An 18958-nucleotide genomic window follows, 5' to 3' on the forward strand; every position below is an offset into this window, starting at 1 on the left:
TTCCGCGCCCAGGCTGGGACAAATCGAACCGTGAGGACACGCCATTGGAACCGACCCGGTGGCGGCATTTCGGGGAGAGGGCGATCAATCACATCACCGACATAACGGCACGGACGCCCGCGCTGGCCGATGCGCCTGCCATCGCTCAACCCCGGGCGATCGGGCGGGCGCGCCTCTCGACCAAGCGCCGTGGCGATGGTCAGGTCGCGCTCGATCACCTGCATCAGTCCGGGGCGCTGAAACTGCTGTTTCCCCAGGGCCGCCCGCCGCTGGAGGCGGTTCTGGTGAACACTGCAGGCGGCATTACCGGAGGTGATCACTTTGCCATTGACGCCTTAGCCAGGCCGGACAGCCAGCTGACCCTCACCACCCAGGCCGCCGAACGCGCCTACCGCGCGCAACCAGGGCAGAGCGGCCAGATGACCACACACCTGAGCGTCGCCGCCCGTGCCTGCCTCAATTGGCTGCCACAGGAAACCATCCTCTTTCAGAGCAGCGATTTCACCCGGAGATTGCAAGCCGATCTGGCAGAGGACGCACGGCTCTTGCTGGTAGAGCCGCTGGTGTTCGGACGCGCCGCAATGGGCGAGGCGCTCACCTCCGCGCGGTTTCGCGATCACATCCAGATCCGGCGCGCGGGACAGCTGGTCTATCGCGATGCAATCCATCTGCAAGGCGATCTGGCGGCGCAGCTCAGCCGTCCGGGCGTGGCTGGCGTCCTGTCGGCGCCATGCAGCGCGATGGCGACCCTCCTGCTGGCCGCACCAGACGCCGAGGCGACGCTGGGGGGGCTGCGCGCTCACCTGCCGGACGGCGGCGACGCCCTCGGCGGCGCCTCGCTCCTGGCCCCTGATTTACTGCACATGCGGCTCTTGGCGGTGGATAGTTTTGTCCTGCGCCAGAGCCTGCTGCCCCTTCTTGACAGGCTGACCGAGGGTGGCCTGCCCCGTTGCTGGAGACTTTGACCATGAAAGCGCCACATCCATGAACCTGACCCCGAGAGAAAAGGACAAACTGCTGGTCGCCATGGCGGCCGAGGTCGCGCGCAAGCGGCTCGCCCGCGGGGTCAAACTCAACCACCCCGAGGCAATCGCGCTGATCACCGATGCTGTGGTCGAAGGCGCACGCGATGGCCGCTCCGTCGCAGAAATGATGCAGGCCGGGGCCGAGGTCATCACCCGTGCAGACTGCATGGCCGGCGTGCCCGAGATGATCCACGAGGTTCAGGTCGAGGCCACCTTTCCCGACGGCACCAAGCTGGTGACCGTACACAACCCCATTCGCTGACTGACCGCTTTCCAAGGACTGACCGATATGAAATCCCGCATTGCCCTTTCCCTCGCTGCCCTGCTGACCGCCAGCCCTGCCTTTGCGCATCAGGACCCGGCCGGGCATGGATCCTTTGCCGCTGGTGCCAGCCATCCGGTGTTCGGCCCGGATCATATCCTCGCCATGGTGGCGGTGGGTCTATGGGCCGTTGTGCAGGCGCGCCGCACGGGTGAGACCCGCGCACTCTGGCTGCTGCCGACCGCCTTTGTGGGCATGATGACGCTCGGGTTCCTTCTCGCCATGCGCGGCGTGGACCTGCCCCTGGTCGAGCCGATGATCCTCGCCTCTGTCATGGTGCTGGGCGGTATGGCTGCGCTGGCCCTTCGGATGCCGCTTGCGGGGGCGGCGGCGATCACCGGGATTTTTGCGCTGTTTCACGGCCATGCTCACGGTGCGGAAATCGGTGCGGCCGCGGCCCTGCCGTATCTGGCAGGCTTTGCGCTCTCCACGGCTCTGCTGCACGGCGCCGGTGTTGCGGGTGGGCTGACCTTGGCGCAGCGCAGCGCCACCCTGCCCCGCGTCCTTGGGGCCTGCGTTGTCCTTGCCGGATCCGCACTTGGACTCGCAGGCTGAGGAGCGCTTCACATGATCCCCGGAGAGATGTTCCCCGCCAGTGGCGAATTGACCCTGAATCAGGGGGCCGAGGCCCTCACCTTGATGGTTGCCAATACCGGCGACCGCCCGGTTCAGGTGGGCAGTCACTACCATTTTGCCGAAGCCAACCCGGCGTTGGAGTTTGACCGCACCGCCGCTCGTGGTCTGCGCTTGGACATTGCCGCAGGCACCGCCGTGCGGTTTGAGCCCGGTCAGCGCCGCGAAGTGCAACTGATCCCGATTGGGGGTGCGCGCACGATCTATGGGTTCAATGCTCAGGTGATGGGGGAGTTGTGATGGAGACGCTGAGGGCCGCGACCGAGCCTGGGTGGGCGCCGCTGCCTTCGATAATGAACGCGCCCTCACGCCCCAGAGCAGCGAGTTCGCCTGTCTATACGATGCCAACGCGCCCTCCCTGGGGGGAGGGTCGGACGCGGCCCGGCCTGTCGTCCGGGCGGGTCGTTTCGAGATCTCGACTTACCGATCTGCCTCGACAAGCAGGATCAGGAAAAACTGAATGTAGACACGAAAAGGCGCTCCTTGATGAAGGGCGAGCCGCAGCGGCTCAGGAACCTCCCAATCTTCACACATCACAATCTTCCCAAATGCACGACACGCAGAACACCCGGTCCTCTGCCGTGCATTGACAAGAAAAACATATCTAGAACAGCAGGATAAGCCCGACATGCCCGCCAAGATCTCCCGCTCTGACTATGCTGCCATGTATGGCCCCACCACCGGGGACCGCGTGCGGCTGGCCGATACTGACCTGATCATCGAGGTGGAGCGCGACCTCACCGGACCTTACGGCGAGGAGGTCAAATTCGGCGGCGGCAAGGTGATCCGTGACGGGATGGGGCAGGCACAGACCACGCGCGCGGCGGGCGCGGTTGATACTGTGATCACCAATGCGCTGATCCTTGATTGGACCGGCATCTACAAGGCTGACATCGGCCTGAAGGATGGGCGCATCCATGCCATCGGCAAAGCCGGAAACCCGGACACCCAGCCCGACGTGACCATTATCGTTGGCCCCGGCACCGAGGTGATCGCGGGCGAAGGGCGCATCCTCACGGCGGGTGGGTTTGACAGTCATATCCATTATATCTGCCCACAACAGATCGAGGATGCGCTGCACTCTGGTCTCACCACCATGCTGGGCGGCGGCACCGGGCCAGCGCATGGGACCTTGGCCACCACCTGCACCCCCGGTGCCTGGCACCTTGGTCGCATGATGCAGGCGGCGGATGCGTTTCCGATGAACCTCGCCTTTGCCGGCAAAGGGAATGCTTCGCTGCCGGCTGCCATCGAGGAACAGGTAAACGCAGGTGCCTGCGCGTTGAAACTGCACGAGGACTGGGGCACCACCCCCGCAGCCATCGACTGCTGTCTCGGGGTTGCCGATGCGATGGATGTGCAGGTGATGATCCACACCGATACGCTCAATGAATCGGGTTTTGTCGAACATACCGTAAAGGCCATGAAAGGCCGCACGATCCATGCCTTTCACACCGAAGGCGCAGGCGGTGGCCATGCCCCCGATATCATCAAGATCTGCGGCGAGGAGCATGTGCTGCCGTCCTCGACCAACCCGACGCGGCCCTTCACTGTGAACACACTCGAAGAACACCTCGACATGCTGATGGTGTGTCACCACCTCGACAAATCCATCCCTGAAGATGTGGCCTTTGCCGAAAGCCGCATTCGCCGGGAAACCATCGCGGCCGAGGACATCCTGCACGATATGGGGGCGTTCTCGATCATCGCGTCGGACAGTCAGGCGATGGGGCGCGTCGGCGAGGTGATCATCCGCACGTGGCAGACCGCCGACAAGATGAAGAAACAGCGCGGGCGGCTTTCGGATGAGGTCGGCGAGAACGACAATTTCCGCGTTCGCCGCTATGTGGCGAAATATACCATCAACCCGGCGATCGCGCATGGTATCTCGCATGAGATTGGCTCGATCGAGGTGGGCAAACGCGCGGATTTGGTGCTGTGGAACCCGGCGTTCTTTGGCGTGAAGCCGGAAATGGTGCTGATTGGGGGCACAATTGTCTGTGCCCAGATGGGCGATCCCAACGCCTCGATCCCGACGCCACAACCGGTCTATTCCCGGCCCATGTGGGGGGCCTATGGCCGCTCTGTTGAACACTCCGCCGTGACATTCGTGTCAGAGGCGGCGCAGGCGGCGGGCATTCGCGGCAAACTTGGCCTGGCAAAACAAACACTCGCCGTGAAGGGCACGCGGGGGATCGGTAAATCCGCGCTGAAGCTCAACGATGCGACACCACATATCGAGGTCCACCCGGAAACCTATGAGGTGCGCGCAGATGGGGAACTGCTGACCTGTCAGCCAGCGGCGGAGCTGCCCATGGCGCAGCGGTATTTCCTGTTCTGAAGCGCAAACCAGCTGCAACCACGAGATAGTCGCGCGGCTGCCCCCTTGGCCAAAACACGGCGACAAATCCATCAAAGGCCCCATCATCATGCCGAAATATTCAGCAAAATCAGAATCTTCACCGCTTGCCTTGTCACAGACGCATGGCGGGAATGCGTCAATACTACCTACCTATTTGCTGCACCGCAGCTATATTGGTGTCACGGGAGAGACATTCTTGAACACAGGAGCACATCCCCATGGCATACGCATCGAACGCACAAACACGCGCCCCCTTCAATCCGCTGGGCCTGATCGCAGGCTTTTTCCGCGCGATTGGCAACGGTCTGGTTCACCTCGCAGAATCCAACCATCGTGTGAACCGCGCCCGCACCTTGATGGCGCTGTCCGACGAGGAACTGGCAAAGCGCGGCCTGAAGCGCGACGACGTTGTAAAACACGTCTTCTCGGACATCATGTACGTCTGAGCCTCTGCGCGCAGAGTTATCTGAAAACGACCACAGCGGGGGGCCTGTCATGAGCGCCCCCCGGCTGACCGCCCGCCACTACCACGGGCACCCGCATGACCAGAGCCCTCGCGACCGCGTGGTGCTCGACTATGACGCCCGCTTTCTGCGTCGCAAGGTGCTGACCTGCGAGAGCGGTGAGCGCCTGCTGGTTGACCTGCCCAATACGACTTCGCTCGATCATGGCGGCGTTCTTCTGCTGGAGCGCGGCGGCGAGGTGCTTGTGGTCGCAGCCTCTGAGCCGCTGTTGGAGGTCACCGCAGAGCACCTGCCAAGGATCGCCTGGCACATCGGCAACCGCCACACCCCCTGCCAGATCGAAGACACCCGCCTGCTGATCCAGCGAGATCATGTGATCCGGGCGATGCTCGACCACCTCGGTGCCACTGTGCGCGAGGTCGAAGAGCCGTTCACCCCGGAAGGTGGCGCCTATGGCCACGGGCGCACCCATGCGCATGAACATGGGCATACGCATCATCACGGCCAAGCCGATCACGACCACAGCCATGAGCACTGAGGCCACGCTTTTGTTGATGCAATGGCTGTCGCCTGCCTATCCGGTGGGGGCTTTTGCCTATTCACACGGGCTGGAGTGTGCGGTGGCAGAGGGGCACGTCAGCGATGGGAACGGGTTGTCCCGATGGCTGACAGACCTTCTGACCCATGGGGGCGCACGCTCTGACGCGGTGCTGCTGGTCTGTGCCTATCGGGCAGAGACGGCCACGGACCTGTCCGAGATCGACGCCACCGCCCGCGCGTTTTGCCCCTCGGCCGAGCGCTTGCAAGAGACCGACCTGCAAGGCGCGGCGTTTTGCCGAACCACAGCCGCCACCTGGGGCAATGACCTTGCGCAGCTTACCTATCCGGTGGCGGTGGGATGTGCCGCACGGCAACATGACATCCCGCTGGACCTCACCGTGCAGATGTATCTGCATGCATTCCTTTCAAACCTCATCGCCGCTGGCCAAAGACTTCTGGCGCTTGGCCAGACAGACGCGCAGCAGCGCCTCTCTGCCCTCTCGCCGCACTTGCGCGACACAGCCGGAGCCGCCTTGTCCAGCACGCTCGACGATCTCCTTGGTGCGAGTTTTGCCGCAGACATCGCATCCATGCGCCATGAAACCCAATATTCAAGGATCTTCCGCTCATGACTTCGAAGACCACTTCGCACAATGGCCCGCTTCGCGTTGGGATCGGTGGCCCCGTGGGTGCAGGCAAAACCACCCTGACGGCGCAGCTGGCCCGCGCGTTGAAGGATCATCACTCCATCGGTGTGATCACCAATGACATCTACACGCAGGAGGACGCCGAGGCATTGATGCGTCAGCAGATCCTGCCGCAGGACCGTGTGATTGGCGTCGAGACCGGGGGCTGTCCGCATACGGCCATCCGCGAAGATGCCTCGATCAACCTCGCGGCCGTGGCCGAGATGCAAAAACGCCACCCGGAGGTGGAAATCGTGCTGATCGAGAGCGGTGGAGACAACCTCTCTGCGACGTTTTCACCGGAACTGGCGGATGTGACGCTCTATGTGATCGACGTCGCAGCGGGCGAAGAAATCCCCCGCAAGGGCGGCCCCGCCATCACCCGGTCCGATCTGTTGATCATCAACAAGACCGATCTGGCACCACATGTGGGGGCCTCACTTGAGGTGATGGAACGCGACGCCACCCGGATGCGCAAGGGCTTGCCATTCGTCTTTGCCGCGATGCGCCATGGGACCGGCGTGGAACAGGTGATCCGACATCTATGCGAGATCGGTGGCCTCGACTCACCCGCAAGCCGCGCGGGCACAGACATGGGCTGAACGTTGAGGTCAGAACCGGCAGACTGTCGGCGTCAGACCTGCGTCACAATCGCTGCCGCTGCGTGATCCGCGGTCGGGCAATAGGCATCTGACGCATAGACCTTGCTCAGGGAAACGCCCGCGATCAGGGCCGCCAAGGCAACGGTTTTGATGTGTTGGACCATATCACTTTCCTCCAAATCTCGGGCGTGTAATCCGCTTTGTATGGGAAAGACCGTACCGGGCGGCGCTTTGGGACACTATGAACCGCTTCACACAACTGCGGTTTTTTTTGCATGCCCTGTTGGTACGACAGCGCTGTCATGGCATACAGACCTCGAACAAAGCAGAGAAGCAGCGGGCAGATCCGAACATGTCACGGACCCTGAGACAGGATCGGGCAACCGCGCTTGGCTATCGCGATGAGAGGTCTGAATTAGATCTGGCATTGTTAGCGCTAACTTGGCATATAGGCGGCGAGAGTCGACGCAGCCGTCCCTTTTCGCCCCGCCCGGCCCCGGCCAGCCTGATAGCCGGTCCCGCCGCAGACCCATGAGGAGCTGATCCGATGAGTGATATTTGGCACAAACTCCAGGCCCATCGTGCCGCGACAGAATCCACGCCGCTGGCCGCGCGGTTTGCACAGGACGCTGATCGGTTTGACCGGTACACGGCATCCGCAGATGACATGCTGTTGGATTACTCCAAGACCGCACTGGATGACACGGCACACGACCTGCTGTTGCAGCTGGCCGAAAGCGCGGATCTCACCGCAAAGATCGACGCGCTGATGTCGGGCGAGAAGATCAACACCACCGAAGGCCGCGCGGTGCTGCACACTGCCCTGCGTGCTCCGGCAGACGCGGTGATCGAGGTGGACGGCGAAAACGTGGTGCCCGGTATTCAGGAGGTGTTGACCCGCATGGGTGGGTTCGCATCTGCCCTGCGCGATGGCAGCTATGTGACCAAGTCCGGCAAGGCGTTTACGGATGTGGTGAATATCGGCATCGGCGGCTCTGACCTTGGTCCCGTGATGGCGACACTGGCGCTTGCCCCCTATCACGACGGGCCTGCCTGTCATTTTGTCTCCAATGTGGACGGCGCGCATATTCATGATGTGTTGGCGGGGTTGAACCCTGAAACCACATTGATCGTGATCGCCTCGAAAACCTTCACCACCATCGAGACGATGACCAACGCCCAGACCGCCATCACATGGCTACAAGGCACTCTTGGCGAAGATGTCTCGGCGCATCTGGCGGCGGTATCGACCGCGATGGACAAGACCGCCGCGATGGGCATTCCCGACGCCCGCGTCTTTGGCTTTGCCGATTGGGTAGGCGGGCGCTATTCCATGTGGGGGCCGATCGGTCTGCCAATCATGATCGCTGTGGGGCCAGAGGCATTTCGCGCGTTCCTTGATGGCGCGGCGGCGATGGATCAGCATTTCCGCAGCGCGCCACTGTCTGAAAACCTACCCGCGCTTCTGGGGCTGATTGGTGTCTGGCACAACAATATCTGCGGCTATGCTTCGCGCGCGGTGCTGCCCTACGATCAGCGGCTCTCCCGCCTGCCTGCCTATTTGCAGCAGCTTGATATGGAGAGTAACGGCAAGTCCGTCGCATTAGACGGCACCCCCCTGCCCCGCGCCTCTGGCCCCGTAGTCTGGGGCGAGCCGGGCACCAATGGCCAGCATGCGTTTTACCAGCTGCTCCATCAGGGCACGCAGGTGGTCCCCACCGAATTCCTGATCGCCGCCACAGGTCACGAGCCCGATCTGGCCCATCAGCACAACCTGCTGAAGGCCAATTGCCTCGCCCAATCCGAGGCGCTGATGCTGGGACGGTCCTGGGATGAGGCGCGCGAGATCGCCGAAAACCGCGGTTTTAGCGGCGCTGACGCTGACCGAATGGCCGGGCATCTGAGCTTTCCCGGCAACCGTCCCTCGGTGACCATTGCCTATCCCAAACTGACGCCTTTCGTGTTTGGCCAGATCGTTGCGCTATATGAACACCGTGTGTTCACCGAAGGCGTGATCTGGGGGATCAACTCCTTTGACCAATGGGGCGTCGAGCTGGGCAAGGAACTGGCGACCCGCCTCCTGCCCATGGTCGAAGGGGCAGATGCATCCCAAAAAGATGCCTCCACCCGTGGCCTGCTGGCCAAGCTTTCAACCTGACCCGCCAACCAAGAGGAAGACACTTATGGTATCCCGCGTCATCCCCGTAGACAGTTTCGACTTCGTCTTGTTCGGCGCCACCGGCGACCTTGCACGGCGCAAAATCCTGCCGAGCCTGTTCCACCGGTTCCAGATCGGCCAGTTCGACGACACCAGCCGCATCATCGGGGCGTCACGCTCCAAGATGGATCAGGGCGAGTTCCAGACCCTCGTGGGCGACGCGCTGAAGGAATTCGGTGACATCCCCGCCGATGCGGAGCCCGATGTGGAGCGGTTTCTGGCGCTGCTCGACTATGCCTCCGTCGATGCCAAGGGCGAAGGCGGCTGGTCCGACCTCGGCAGCAAGCTGCGCGATGGTGTGGTGCGGGCGTTTTACCTCTCGGTTGCGCCTTCGCTCTTTGGTGACATTGCCGGGCGGCTCAAATCCACCGGCATCGCGGATGACGACAGCCGCATCGTGGTCGAAAAACCCTTTGGCCACGATCTGGCCTCGGCTCAGGCGCTGAACGCAGCCCTGCGCGAGCACTTTGAAGAAAGCCAGATCTACCGGATCGACCACTACCTTGGCAAAGAAACGGTGCAAAACCTGATGGCGCTGCGCTTTGCCAATTCGCTGTTTGAACCGCAGTGGAACTCGCATCATATCGACCACGTGCAGATCACCGTCTCCGAGAGCATCTCTGTGGCGGGGCGTGGTGAATACTACGACAAATCCGGCGCGATGCGGGATATGGTGCAAAACCACCTGATGCAGCTCTTGTGTCTCACCGCGATGGAGCCGCCCTCGACCTTTGAACCCAACGCCGTGCGCAATGAGAAACTCAAGGTGATCGAAAGCCTCGAGGCGACGCCGATGGACAACATCGTGCGTGGGCAGTACCGCGCCAAGGCGGGTGACGACAGCTACCGCGACCATGCGGGCAATCCCGCCAGCCGCACCGAGAGCTTTGTTGCGATGAAGGTCGAGGTGGCCAACTGGCGATGGGCGGGCACGCCGTTCTACCTGCGCACCGGCAAATGCCTGCGCGAGCGGGTGTCGGAGATCGCCGTCTACTTCCGCAAGCCGCCGCACAATATCTTTGGCGAGGACAACGCCATTGATGGCAATATGCTGGTCATTCGCCTGCAGCCGGACGAGGGCATCACGCTCAAGACCACCATCAAGGATCCCGGCCCCGGCGGCATGCGCCTGACCTCGGCGGATCTGGACATGACCTTTGCCGACAGTCTGCCCGAGGCGGGGCGCCCGCAGGACGCCTATGAGCGGCTGATCATGGATGTGATCCGCGGCAACCAGACCCTGTTCATGCGCGGCGACGAGGTCGAGGCCGCCTGGGCCTGGGCCGATCCCATCGTCGGGGCCTGGGACAATTCCACCCGCGCGCCGCAACCCTACGATCAGGGCGGCTCGGGACCCGAAGACGCGCTCCTGCTCCTGCATCGCGATGGCCGCCGCTGGCGCGCTATCGGCGCCTGACCCTGTTGTAAGATCTGAAAAGGAGGCACGCCAATGTCGCTCAATGCCACACTCGCCGCCGTCACCGACCGTATTATCGAACGCAGCCGTCCCACGCGCGAGGCCTATCTTGCCCGGATGCGCGCCGCCGCCTCCAAAGGCCCCGCACGCGCGCACCTCAGCTGTTCCGGTCAGGCCCATGCTTATGCTGCCACCGGCCCGGATCAGGAAACACTCGCCACCGGCACAGGCGGCCACCTCGGGATCGTCACCGCCTATAACGACATGCTCTCGGCGCATCAGCCGTTTGAGACCTATCCGATGTTGATCCGCGACGCCGTGCGCGAAGCGGGCGGCACCGCGCAGGTGGCAGGCGGCGTTCCGGCCATGTGCGATGGAGTCACGCAGGGCGAAGCAGGCATGGAGCTGTCGCTGTTTTCGCGCGACAGCATCGCCATGTCCGTAGGTATTGCGCTGTCACACAACGTCTTTGACGCCGCTGTCTTCCTCGGCGTCTGTGACAAGATCGTCCCCGGTTTGGTGATTGGCGCGCAGGCCTTTGGCCACCTGCCCGCAGTGTTCCTGCCTGCCGGGCCGATGACCTCCGGCCTCTCGAATGACGAAAAAGCCCAGATCCGCCAGAAGTTTGCCAAGGGTGAGATCGGTCGAGATGAGTTGTTGAAGGCCGAAATGGCCGCTTACCATGGCCCCGGCACCTGTACGTTTTATGGCACCGCCAACACCAACCAGATGCTGATGGAGTTCATGGGGCTGCACCTGCCCGGCTCCTCCTTCGTCAATCCCGGCACCGAGCTGCGCGATGCGCTGACCAAAGAAGGCGCGAAGCGCGCGCTGTCGCTTTCGGCGCTTGGCAATGACTACACGCCGACCTGTGATATCCTTGATGAGAAGGCGTTCGTGAATGGTATGGTCGGACTGATGGCCACCGGCGGCTCCACCAACCTGCTGATCCACCTGATCGCCATGGCACGCGCCGGCGGGATCATCCTCGACTGGCAGGATTTCTCCGAAATCTCTGACGTGGTACCACTGATCGCGCGGGTCTATCCCAACGGGCTGGCGGATGTGAACCACTTCCACGCCGCAGGCGGTCTGGGCTACATGATCGGCCAGCTGCTGGACGCGGGCTACCTGCACCCCGACACCAAAACCGTGACCGGCGAGGGTCTTGGCTCCTACCTGATGGAGCCCTTCCTGGATGCAGGCGCGCTGACATGGCGCAAGGGCACCACGGAAACGCTCAACGACAAGATCGTACGCCCTGCTTCCGACCCCTTCCAGCCCACCGGCGGCCTTGCGCGCCTCACCGGCAACCTCGGCACCGGGGTGATGAAGATCTCCGCCGTGGCCGAGGAGCACCGTGTGGTCGAAGCTCCGGTACGGGTCTTCCACGATCAGGACGAGGCCAAGGCCGCCTTCAAGGCAGGCGAACTCGACAAGGGTGACGTGGTTATCGTGGTCCGCTTCCAGGGCCCCAAGGCCAATGGCATGCCGGAGCTGCACTCCATGACGCCTTTCCTGTCGATCATGCAGGGGCGCGGGCAGAAAGTGGCGCTTGTCACCGATGGACGCATGTCCGGTGCTTCGGGCAAGGTGCCCTCGGCGATCCATGTGGTGCCCGAAGCCCTGGACGGCGGCGTGATCGCCAAACTGCAGGATGGCGATGTGGTGCGGGTGGATGCGCTGAGCGGCGATCTGCAGGTGCTGACCGAAGGCGTGCTCGACCGCCCCGCCGCCACCGCCGACCTCACATCCTATCAGCACGGCACCGGGCGCGAACTCTTCGCCCTGTTCCGCAATTCCGTGACCTCCGCCGACACCGGCGCAACCGTATTTGGAGTCTGATCCCATGGCCCTTACCCCGCAAGACGCCAGCAAACAGGCGCGCGAGATTTGCGCGCTGGCCCCCATCGTTCCGGTTTTGGTCGTCCACGATGTTGCACACGCCCGCCCCCTGGCCGAGGCGCTGGTGGCCGGTGGCCTGCCCGCACTGGAAGTCACCCTGCGCACGCCCGCAGCCCTCGATGTGATCCGCGAAATGGCGCAGGTCGAAGGCGGCGTTGTCGGCGCCGGTACGCTGGTCACCCCCGCCGATGTCACCGCCGCCGTTGCCGCGGGCGCCAAATTCGGTGTCTCCCCCGGCTCCACGCCGCTGTTGCTGGACGCCGCACTGGCCGCCGATCTGCCGATGCTGCCGGGGGCAGCCACCGCATCCGAGGCGATGGCGCTGCTGGAGCTTGGCTATGACATGCTGAAGTTCTTCCCCGCCGAGGCCTCTGGCGGTGCGCCCGCACTCAAGGCCATTGGCGCGCCCTTGCCGCAAATCTCCTTCTGCCCCACCGGCGGCGTCAGCCCGGCCAATGCCAACAGCTACCTGAGCCTGTCGAACGTGATCTGCGCCGGTGGCAGCTGGGTTGCACCTGCCAAACTGGTCGAGGCAGGCGACTGGAAGGCGATCGAAGAGCTGGCCCGCGAAGCCAGCCAATTGGAACGCGCCTGACCCCCACGCAGGCGGTCCCGCGACAGGACAGAGGCCCGAACGGGGTGGCAAGATCCCTCCCTGCCTGGCCGGTACGCTCACCTACCGCACCTCGCCTTTACCGCACGTACCACTGGTGGCAAAGGCGCGATGCGGATCGTGTCCAATTCAAAAGCACCGCGCCAAAGGGCGCTGTGCCTGTCCTGTCTCCGATATGCCAAACCGCCCTCGATCTACCGGCAAAACCGCAGGAGCCGCGATCATTCTGGATGGGTAGATTGTGCAAATCGCGCCACCACACCTGCAAATAATGCCACTCCGTGTGAATTGAGGCCCTGCCCCTTGCACCGCGACCATTTGTACCGATCTACTAGGGATCTTCCTGCCTCCACCGGCCAACCCGAAACATGAGGTCCCCATGGCGCAAGCAGAGCGTTTCCCCTTTGTCAAAACTCTGAAAGGGTGTTGCGCCTTGCTGCAAATCGATCCCGAACGGATCATGCGCCGTGCCGGATTGCCAGTCGACCTGCTCGATCACGAACAGCGCGGAGTGTCCGGTCGCCAGATCTTTGACCTCTGGGAGGCGACATTTTCCGAAGCCGGGTCGCTGGATACCGTACTGCATCTTGCAAAGACCTCGGCACGGACCCCCTTCAAGCCCGCCTTGCTTGCCTTTTCCTGCAGCCCGGATGTGGTGACCGGGCTGGAACGGCTCAACGTCTTCAAACCGCTGGTTGCGCCCGTGCAGATCACCTGTGCCCAGATGGAGGGCCGCACGCGGGTGATTGTCACCTCCACCATGCCGGATTGTCCTGTGCCGGCGGGCATGTCTGTCTTTGAGCTGGTGTTTTTCCTGGAACTCATCCGCGCCTGCACAGCCTGTCACGTGGTGCCGCTGGCTGTGACCCTTCCCGCTTCGGTCCTGTCCCTTGAAATCGACATGGCAGCGCTGGAGGCCGATGTGGGCTGCGAGATCACCACCGGCGACAGCCTGAGCTTCCTGCTTGCACCGGAAGACAGCACCCGACGCCTGATTTCCGAGGCCACAGAGATCTGGCCGGCGTTTGAAAAGGAGCTGCGCCGCCAGATGCTGGACTGGCGCGCCAGCCAACCCACCTCTGCACGGGTCAAGGCAGCGCTGTTGGAATTGCTGCCGTCCGGACACGCCACGGCAGATGCGGTGTGCCGCCAGATGGTGATGTCCAAACGCACGCTGTATCGCCATCTGGCGCGGGAGGCGGTGACCTTCCAGTCAATCCTTGATGAAACCCGTACCGAGCTGTCGCTCCATTATCTGCGTCAGGACGATATCAGCGTCGAGGAAATCTCCTATCTCCTGGCCTACAGCGATCCGAATTCCTTCTATCGCGCCTTTCGCAACTGGACCGGCCTGACCCCCTTGCAGGCCCGGGCACGGCTTGCGGCCGGAGATCTGGTGGCATCGCTCTAGACCCGGGCGTCCAACGGCAGGAGGCCTCTGCCTGACATCGGTTTGAGTGCGCGGGGGCGCGGGCTCAACGAGCCCGCGCCCCCGCCGGTCGTGTCAGGCGCAGCCTGACGCGAAACACCATTGGCCTCATCTGCATGAACATTGGCATCAATTGTTTTTGAACCTGCCCCCCTGCCGCCTATCTTTTAGCTACCACCAGACGGCTGCGCGGCACGCGCTTTGCCCCGCCCACCGTCGCCCTGCAGGCATTGGCTCACCGGTTCAGGATGGGCCGCCACCCCAACAGGAGATCCTAAGCCATGAGCTTTACCCTTAAAATCAACGGCGAGATCAAGACGGTCGACGCCGAGCCAGGCACCCCGCTGCTTTGGGTGATCCGCGATGACCTCAAGATGACCGGCACGAAATTCGGCTGTGGCGTTGCCTCCTGCGGCGCCTGCACCGTGCATCTGGATGGCGAGCCGGTGCGCTCGTGCCAGACCTATGTCGACGACATCGAGGATGCCGAAATCACCACCATTGAGGCCATGCAGGACGACAAGATCGGCGCCGCGGTCCAGCAGGCCTGGACCGAGCTGGACGTGGTGCAATGCGGCTATTGCCAGTCCGGCCAGATCATGTCCGCCGTCGGCCTGCTGCGCGAAACGCCCAAACCCACCGCCGACGACATCGACAGCTACATGTGGGGCAACGCCTGCCGCTGCGCCACCTATCAACGCATCCGCGCCGCCGTACTGCGCGCGTCCGAAATCATGGAGGCCTGAGATCATGACCTTGAACACCTCCCGCCGCGGGTTCCTGAAATCCGCCGCCGCAGCCGGTGCCGTCCTGTTTGTCGGCGCCACCGCCAAGGGCGCCATGGCCGCAGGTCAATCCGCCGACGCTATGCTCACCCCGTTTGTGAAAATCGATGCCGATGGCAAGATCTTTGCCATCGTCAAACACTTCGAAATGGGTCAGGGCCCCTCCACCGGCCTCAGCACCATCATCGCCGAAGAGCTTGGCGTGACCATGGAGCAGATCGATTTCGAATTTGCCCCTTCCGATCCGCAGGTCTACAACAACCTGTTTTTTGGCGCTTTTCAGGGCACTGGCGGCTCTACCGCGATCGCCAATTCCTGGGAACAATACCGCACCGCCGGGGCCACCGCCCGCGAAATGCTGATTGCCGCCGCCGCACAGGCCTGGGGCGTTGACCCGGCGACGCTCGACATCGTCGACGGTCAGGTCACCGGCGCGGACAACAGCGCGCCGCTCGGCGATTTTGTCGCCGCCGCCGCCGAGATGACGCCACCCGAAGCGCCGCGTTTGCGCGCGCCGTCGGAGTGGAAGATCATCGGCAGCCCCGAGACCCGCCGCCTCGACAGCCCGGCCAAGGTCAATGGTCAGGCGCAATTCGCCATAGATGTGCAGCTGCCGAACCAGATGGTCACCATGATCAAGCGCACGCCGCAGCGTGGCGGGCTTGTGGTCTCGTTCGACGACAGCGCCGCGAAGGACGTCAAAGGCTTCATCATGGCCCAGACCCTGCCCACCAAACACGGCGTTGCGGTCTATGCGGAAAACACCTGGGCGGCGATCCAGGCCCGCGAGGCGCTGGAGGTCGAGTGGGACATGGCCGCCGCTGAAACCCGATCAAGCGCGGAAATCCGCGAGGAGATCATGACCGCGCTCGACGGGGAGCCCACCTATAACGTCAACAAGGCGGATCGCGCGGCTGTCAAATCCGCCGTGGACGCGGCGGATACCGTCCTGGAGCAGACCTTCTATTTCCCCTTGCTGGCGCATGCGCCGATGGAGCCCTTGAACTGCACCATCGAGCAGACCGCCGAGGGTGACATCGTGCTGCATGACGGCGCTCAGATGCCGACCGGGCCGCATATGGCCTATCAGCAGATCTTTGACCTGCCGGCGGAGAAGATCCACATCAAGACAATGCTCGCAGGTGGGTCCTTCGGGCGCCGCGCGACACCGGATGCGGACTATCAGGTGGAAGCGGGTCTCGCCTTTGCGATGACGGATCGGTCACGCCCGGTCAAACTGGTCTGGACCCGCGAAGACGACATCCGTGGCGGTTACTACCGCCCCGCGTTTGGCCACAAGGTGCGTGTCGGGTTGAACGCGGATGGCACGATTGCGGGCTGGGAACACCAGGTCGCAGGCCAGTCGATCATGAAGGGCACCGCGTTTGAACCCATGTCCGTTCACGACGGTGTCGATCATTCCTCGGTCGAGGGTATTGGCGACAGCCCCTATCAGATCCCCGGCATGGCGGTTGGTCTGACCGATACCAAGAAAGCAACCTCGGTGCTGTGGTGGCGCTCGGTCGGACACACCCACACGGCCTACGTCATGGAAACCATGATGGACATGGCCGCCCGCGCCGCGGGACGGGATCCGGTCGAATTCCGCCTCGCCCATCTGACCGGCGACGGCGCCGATCAGACCCGCAAGGCGGGCGTTCTGAAACTGGTCGCGGAAAAGGCCGGTTGGGGTCAGGCCGCCGAAGGACGCAGCCAGGGCATCGCCGTGCACAAGTCGTTCGGATCCTATGTCGCCGAGGTTGTAGAGGTCTCCGGCAATCCGGATGATGGCATCGTGATCGAAAAGGTCACCGCCGCGGTCGACTGCGGCATCGCCATCAACCCGGATGTGATCAGAGCCCAGCTGGAAGGCGGTATCGGATACGGGATCGGTCATGCCATGCGAGATCAGATCACCCTCGCCGGCGGTGAGGTGGAGCAATCGAACTTCCCGGACTACGAGCCTCTTCGGATCTCTGACATCAAGCAGATCGAAACCCATATCGTGCCCTCCACCATTGCCCCGACAGGTATTGGCGAACCGGGCACGCCGCCGTCGGCACCTGCCCTGGCCAATGCGATCGCAGGTCTTTCCGCAGGTGAAACCGTTGTGGCCGAACTGCCGATGGCAGAGGCTGGCGTCTATTTCGCCTAAGGGCTGCACCGACGACCGATCAAACTCAGACGGGGCGCGCCACAGCGCCCCGTTTCCTGCCGGGCCACGTTCATGCGCGTCCGCTGTCTAACCTCCCCGTTGGCGGACCCGGCCTATAAACCTAGGACCCCCTGCCGAGAAAACGCTTGCCCTCAACCATGGTTGAGCCTGCACAGAGATCTGGACATCCTTTTGCAGAGGTCTGATCCATGCGCGTTTTCCTGCTTGGTGCCACCGGCACCATCGGCACAGCCATCCTGAAAGAACTGCTCGGTACAGGGCATGAGGTCACCGCCCTATGCCGGTCGCAACGCAGTGCCGCGACCGTCGCCAAACTCGGGGCAACACCCCTTGCTGGCGATCTATGTGACCCGGACGGTTGGGCAGATGCCCTCCCGCATCAGGAGGCCGTGATCCACGCCGCTGCCACCTTTGACAACCACATGGCCGCCGCCGACCTCGGCGTCGTGCGCATATTGCTCAAACAGGCTGAAAAGCGCGCGACACCTCTGCGTGTCGTCTATACCGGTGGGTGCTGGCTCTATGGTGACACCGGCGGCACCCTTGCCACCGAGACGGATCGCTTCGCGCCGATCCCCGCCTTTGCCTGGATGGTGGACCACGCCCGGCGCCTCCTGGCGTCGCCTGCACTTTCAACCGCCGTCCTTCATCCCGCCATGGTCTACCACGCCAAAGGTGGCGTGTTGGAGCAGATGCTCCGGCAGGTCCGGACACAACGCCCGATCGAGATCTGGGGAAAGGCCAGCACCCGCTGGCCGCTCATTCACCGAGACGACCTGGCGCGGGCCTATCGCCTGCTGCTCGAGCTGCAGGGGCTCACGGGGCATTACAATGCTGTTGCTCAGACCGGCGTTCCGGTTGCAGAGATCGCAGGTATCCTTGCGCTCTCTCACGGGCAAACCACCCCCTACGTCTGCCGTTCCCGAGCCGAGGTGCTGGCCAGTGAAGGCGCCTGGGCGGAGGGTCCCATGCTCGATCAACGGCTCTCTGCAAGGCGCCTTGCACAGGCGACAGGCTGGGCACCGCGATACACGGATCTGAGACAGTGCTTCCCGCCGGCGTGATCCCGGCAGCGGGATCAATGCGCGCCACGCATGGCGCGCGACGCGCCTTGTCATATGCAACCCCTGGTGGTAGCTCTCGTCGCCTTGGGTATCGACGCAAATTAACTGGCCGGGAGTCTGGAATGAAACGGGTAATGATCATTGGCCAACCGGGCTCCGGCAAATCCACACTGGCACGCAAACTCGGCGCCCGCACGGGGCTGCCGGTGGTTCATATCGATCACATTCATTGGGCACCCGGGTGGGTGGAGCGCCCACGGGATGAAAAAACCCGCCGCTGCGCCGAGGTCCATGCACGCCCGGAATGGATCTTCGAAGGGGGCCATTCCGCCACCTGGAGAGAGCGCCTGTCGCGTGCCGATACGGTGATCTGGCTTGATGTTCCGCTTGGTTTGCGGTTCTGGCGGGTGATCCGGCGCTCTGCTCTTTACTGGGGACGTAGTCGCCCGGATATGCCCGAGGGCTGCCCGGAGCAATTCAACCTCGACTTCTTTCGTTTCATCTGGCGCACACGCCACACATCGCGGCAGCAAATCCAGCACCTGATCCAGCACGCTCCAGCGGAGAAGCAAATCCATGTGCTGCGCAGTCTCGGCGATGTGCAAGGGTTCCTGAACAGCCTGCCGCCTGCAGAGGCGGTTTCCTCCGCAACCGGCGACGCCGCGCATGGCTAGACCCGTTTGCCCAGCCCCCTTGGGCGAGGTCGGATACGGGGGC

19 protein-coding genes are annotated in these 18958 nt (G+C 63.2%); 18 read left to right on the forward strand and 1 reads right to left on the reverse strand.

The window, feature by feature from the left end; genetic code table 11:
* Positions 1-140: 140 nt before the first annotated feature.
* The 9 genes from MHM88_RS19145 (at position 141) to ureG (ending at position 6634) form a co-directional block, all read left to right on the forward strand.
* Complete coding sequence (locus MHM88_RS19145) at positions 141-965, forward strand: urease accessory protein UreD (protein WP_370687515.1); 825 nt, start codon at positions 141-143, stop codon at positions 963-965.
* A 19-nt stretch (positions 966-984) separates the two neighbouring features.
* On the forward strand, positions 985-1287 hold the full coding sequence (locus tag MHM88_RS19150; RefSeq protein ID WP_065324833.1) for an urease subunit gamma: 303 nt from the start codon (positions 985-987) through the stop codon (positions 1285-1287).
* 27 nt (positions 1288-1314) lie between these two features.
* On the forward strand, positions 1315-1902 hold the full coding sequence (locus MHM88_RS19155) for a HupE/UreJ family protein (protein WP_239368250.1): 588 nt from the start codon (positions 1315-1317) through the stop codon (positions 1900-1902).
* Between the two features lie 12 nt (positions 1903-1914).
* Positions 1915-2220 (forward strand): urease subunit beta, encoded by a 306-nt coding sequence (locus MHM88_RS19160; RefSeq protein WP_239368252.1) that lies wholly within the window; start codon positions 1915-1917, stop codon positions 2218-2220.
* Positions 2221-2608: 388 nt separating this feature from the next.
* Complete coding sequence (gene ureC / locus MHM88_RS19165) at positions 2609-4321, forward strand: urease subunit alpha (protein ID WP_239368254.1); 1713 nt, start codon at positions 2609-2611, stop codon at positions 4319-4321.
* A gap of 239 nt (positions 4322-4560) precedes the next feature.
* Complete coding sequence (locus MHM88_RS19170) at positions 4561-4788, forward strand: hypothetical protein (protein ID WP_005615377.1); 228 nt, start codon at positions 4561-4563, stop codon at positions 4786-4788.
* Positions 4789-4837: 49 nt separating this feature from the next.
* Positions 4838-5344 (forward strand): urease accessory protein UreE, encoded by a 507-nt coding sequence (gene ureE / locus MHM88_RS19175; protein WP_239368256.1) that lies wholly within the window; start codon positions 4838-4840, stop codon positions 5342-5344.
* Positions 5334-5978, forward strand: coding sequence for an urease accessory protein UreF (locus MHM88_RS19180; RefSeq protein ID WP_239368340.1), 645 nt, complete (start codon positions 5334-5336; stop codon positions 5976-5978). The genes ureE and MHM88_RS19180 overlap by 11 nt, the downstream gene beginning before the upstream one ends.
* Positions 5975-6634, forward strand: coding sequence for an urease accessory protein UreG (gene ureG, locus MHM88_RS19185; protein WP_239368258.1), 660 nt, complete (start codon positions 5975-5977; stop codon positions 6632-6634). Before MHM88_RS19180 ends, ureG begins: the two co-directional genes overlap by 4 nt.
* Before the next feature lie 32 nt (positions 6635-6666).
* Here the strand turns inward: ureG and MHM88_RS23155 are convergent, their stop codons facing one another.
* A complete protein-coding gene (locus MHM88_RS23155; RefSeq protein ID WP_255734769.1) occupies positions 6667-6798 on the reverse strand; it encodes a hypothetical protein in 132 nt (43 codons plus the stop codon).
* Positions 6799-7181: 383 nt separating this feature from the next.
* On the opposite strand from MHM88_RS23155, the gene pgi reads away from it, so the two are divergent.
* From pgi to MHM88_RS19230, 9 genes are all read left to right on the forward strand, one after another.
* Complete coding sequence (gene pgi, locus MHM88_RS19190) at positions 7182-8792, forward strand: glucose-6-phosphate isomerase (RefSeq protein ID WP_239368260.1); 1611 nt, start codon at positions 7182-7184, stop codon at positions 8790-8792.
* 25 nt (positions 8793-8817) lie between these two features.
* The gene (zwf, locus tag MHM88_RS19195) at positions 8818-10269 is read left to right on the forward strand and encodes a glucose-6-phosphate dehydrogenase (RefSeq protein WP_239322711.1); all 1452 of its coding nucleotides are present in this window, start codon (positions 8818-8820) and stop codon (positions 10267-10269) included.
* 33 nt (positions 10270-10302) lie between these two features.
* Positions 10303-12114 carry a phosphogluconate dehydratase gene (gene edd / locus MHM88_RS19200; RefSeq protein WP_239368262.1) on the forward strand — a complete coding sequence of 604 codons (1812 nt, stop codon included), beginning with the start codon at positions 10303-10305 and terminating at the stop codon, positions 12112-12114.
* A 4-nt stretch (positions 12115-12118) separates the two neighbouring features.
* The gene (gene eda, locus MHM88_RS19205; RefSeq protein ID WP_239322709.1) at positions 12119-12769 is read left to right on the forward strand and encodes a bifunctional 4-hydroxy-2-oxoglutarate aldolase/2-dehydro-3-deoxy-phosphogluconate aldolase; all 651 of its coding nucleotides are present in this window, start codon (positions 12119-12121) and stop codon (positions 12767-12769) included.
* Between the two features lie 451 nt (positions 12770-13220).
* Complete coding sequence (locus MHM88_RS19210; protein WP_239368264.1) at positions 13221-14198, forward strand: AraC family transcriptional regulator; 978 nt, start codon at positions 13221-13223, stop codon at positions 14196-14198.
* A 299-nt stretch (positions 14199-14497) separates the two neighbouring features.
* Positions 14498-14962: a (2Fe-2S)-binding protein gene (locus MHM88_RS19215; protein ID WP_239368266.1), complete on the forward strand. Its 465-nt coding sequence runs from the start codon at positions 14498-14500 to the stop codon at positions 14960-14962.
* A gap of 4 nt (positions 14963-14966) precedes the next feature.
* Positions 14967-17156 carry a xanthine dehydrogenase family protein molybdopterin-binding subunit gene (locus tag MHM88_RS19220; RefSeq protein ID WP_239368268.1) on the forward strand — a complete coding sequence of 730 codons (2190 nt, stop codon included), beginning with the start codon at positions 14967-14969 and terminating at the stop codon, positions 17154-17156.
* A gap of 209 nt (positions 17157-17365) precedes the next feature.
* On the forward strand, positions 17366-18241 hold the full coding sequence (locus tag MHM88_RS19225; RefSeq protein WP_239368270.1) for an NAD-dependent epimerase/dehydratase family protein: 876 nt from the start codon (positions 17366-17368) through the stop codon (positions 18239-18241).
* Between the two features lie 122 nt (positions 18242-18363).
* Complete coding sequence (locus tag MHM88_RS19230) at positions 18364-18915, forward strand: AAA family ATPase (RefSeq protein ID WP_239368272.1); 552 nt, start codon at positions 18364-18366, stop codon at positions 18913-18915.
* Positions 18916-18958 lie beyond the last annotated feature (43 nt).

It is taken from the genome of Epibacterium sp. MM17-32 (genome assembly GCF_022348205.1).
GTDB lineage: Bacteria > Pseudomonadota > Alphaproteobacteria > Rhodobacterales > Rhodobacteraceae > Epibacterium.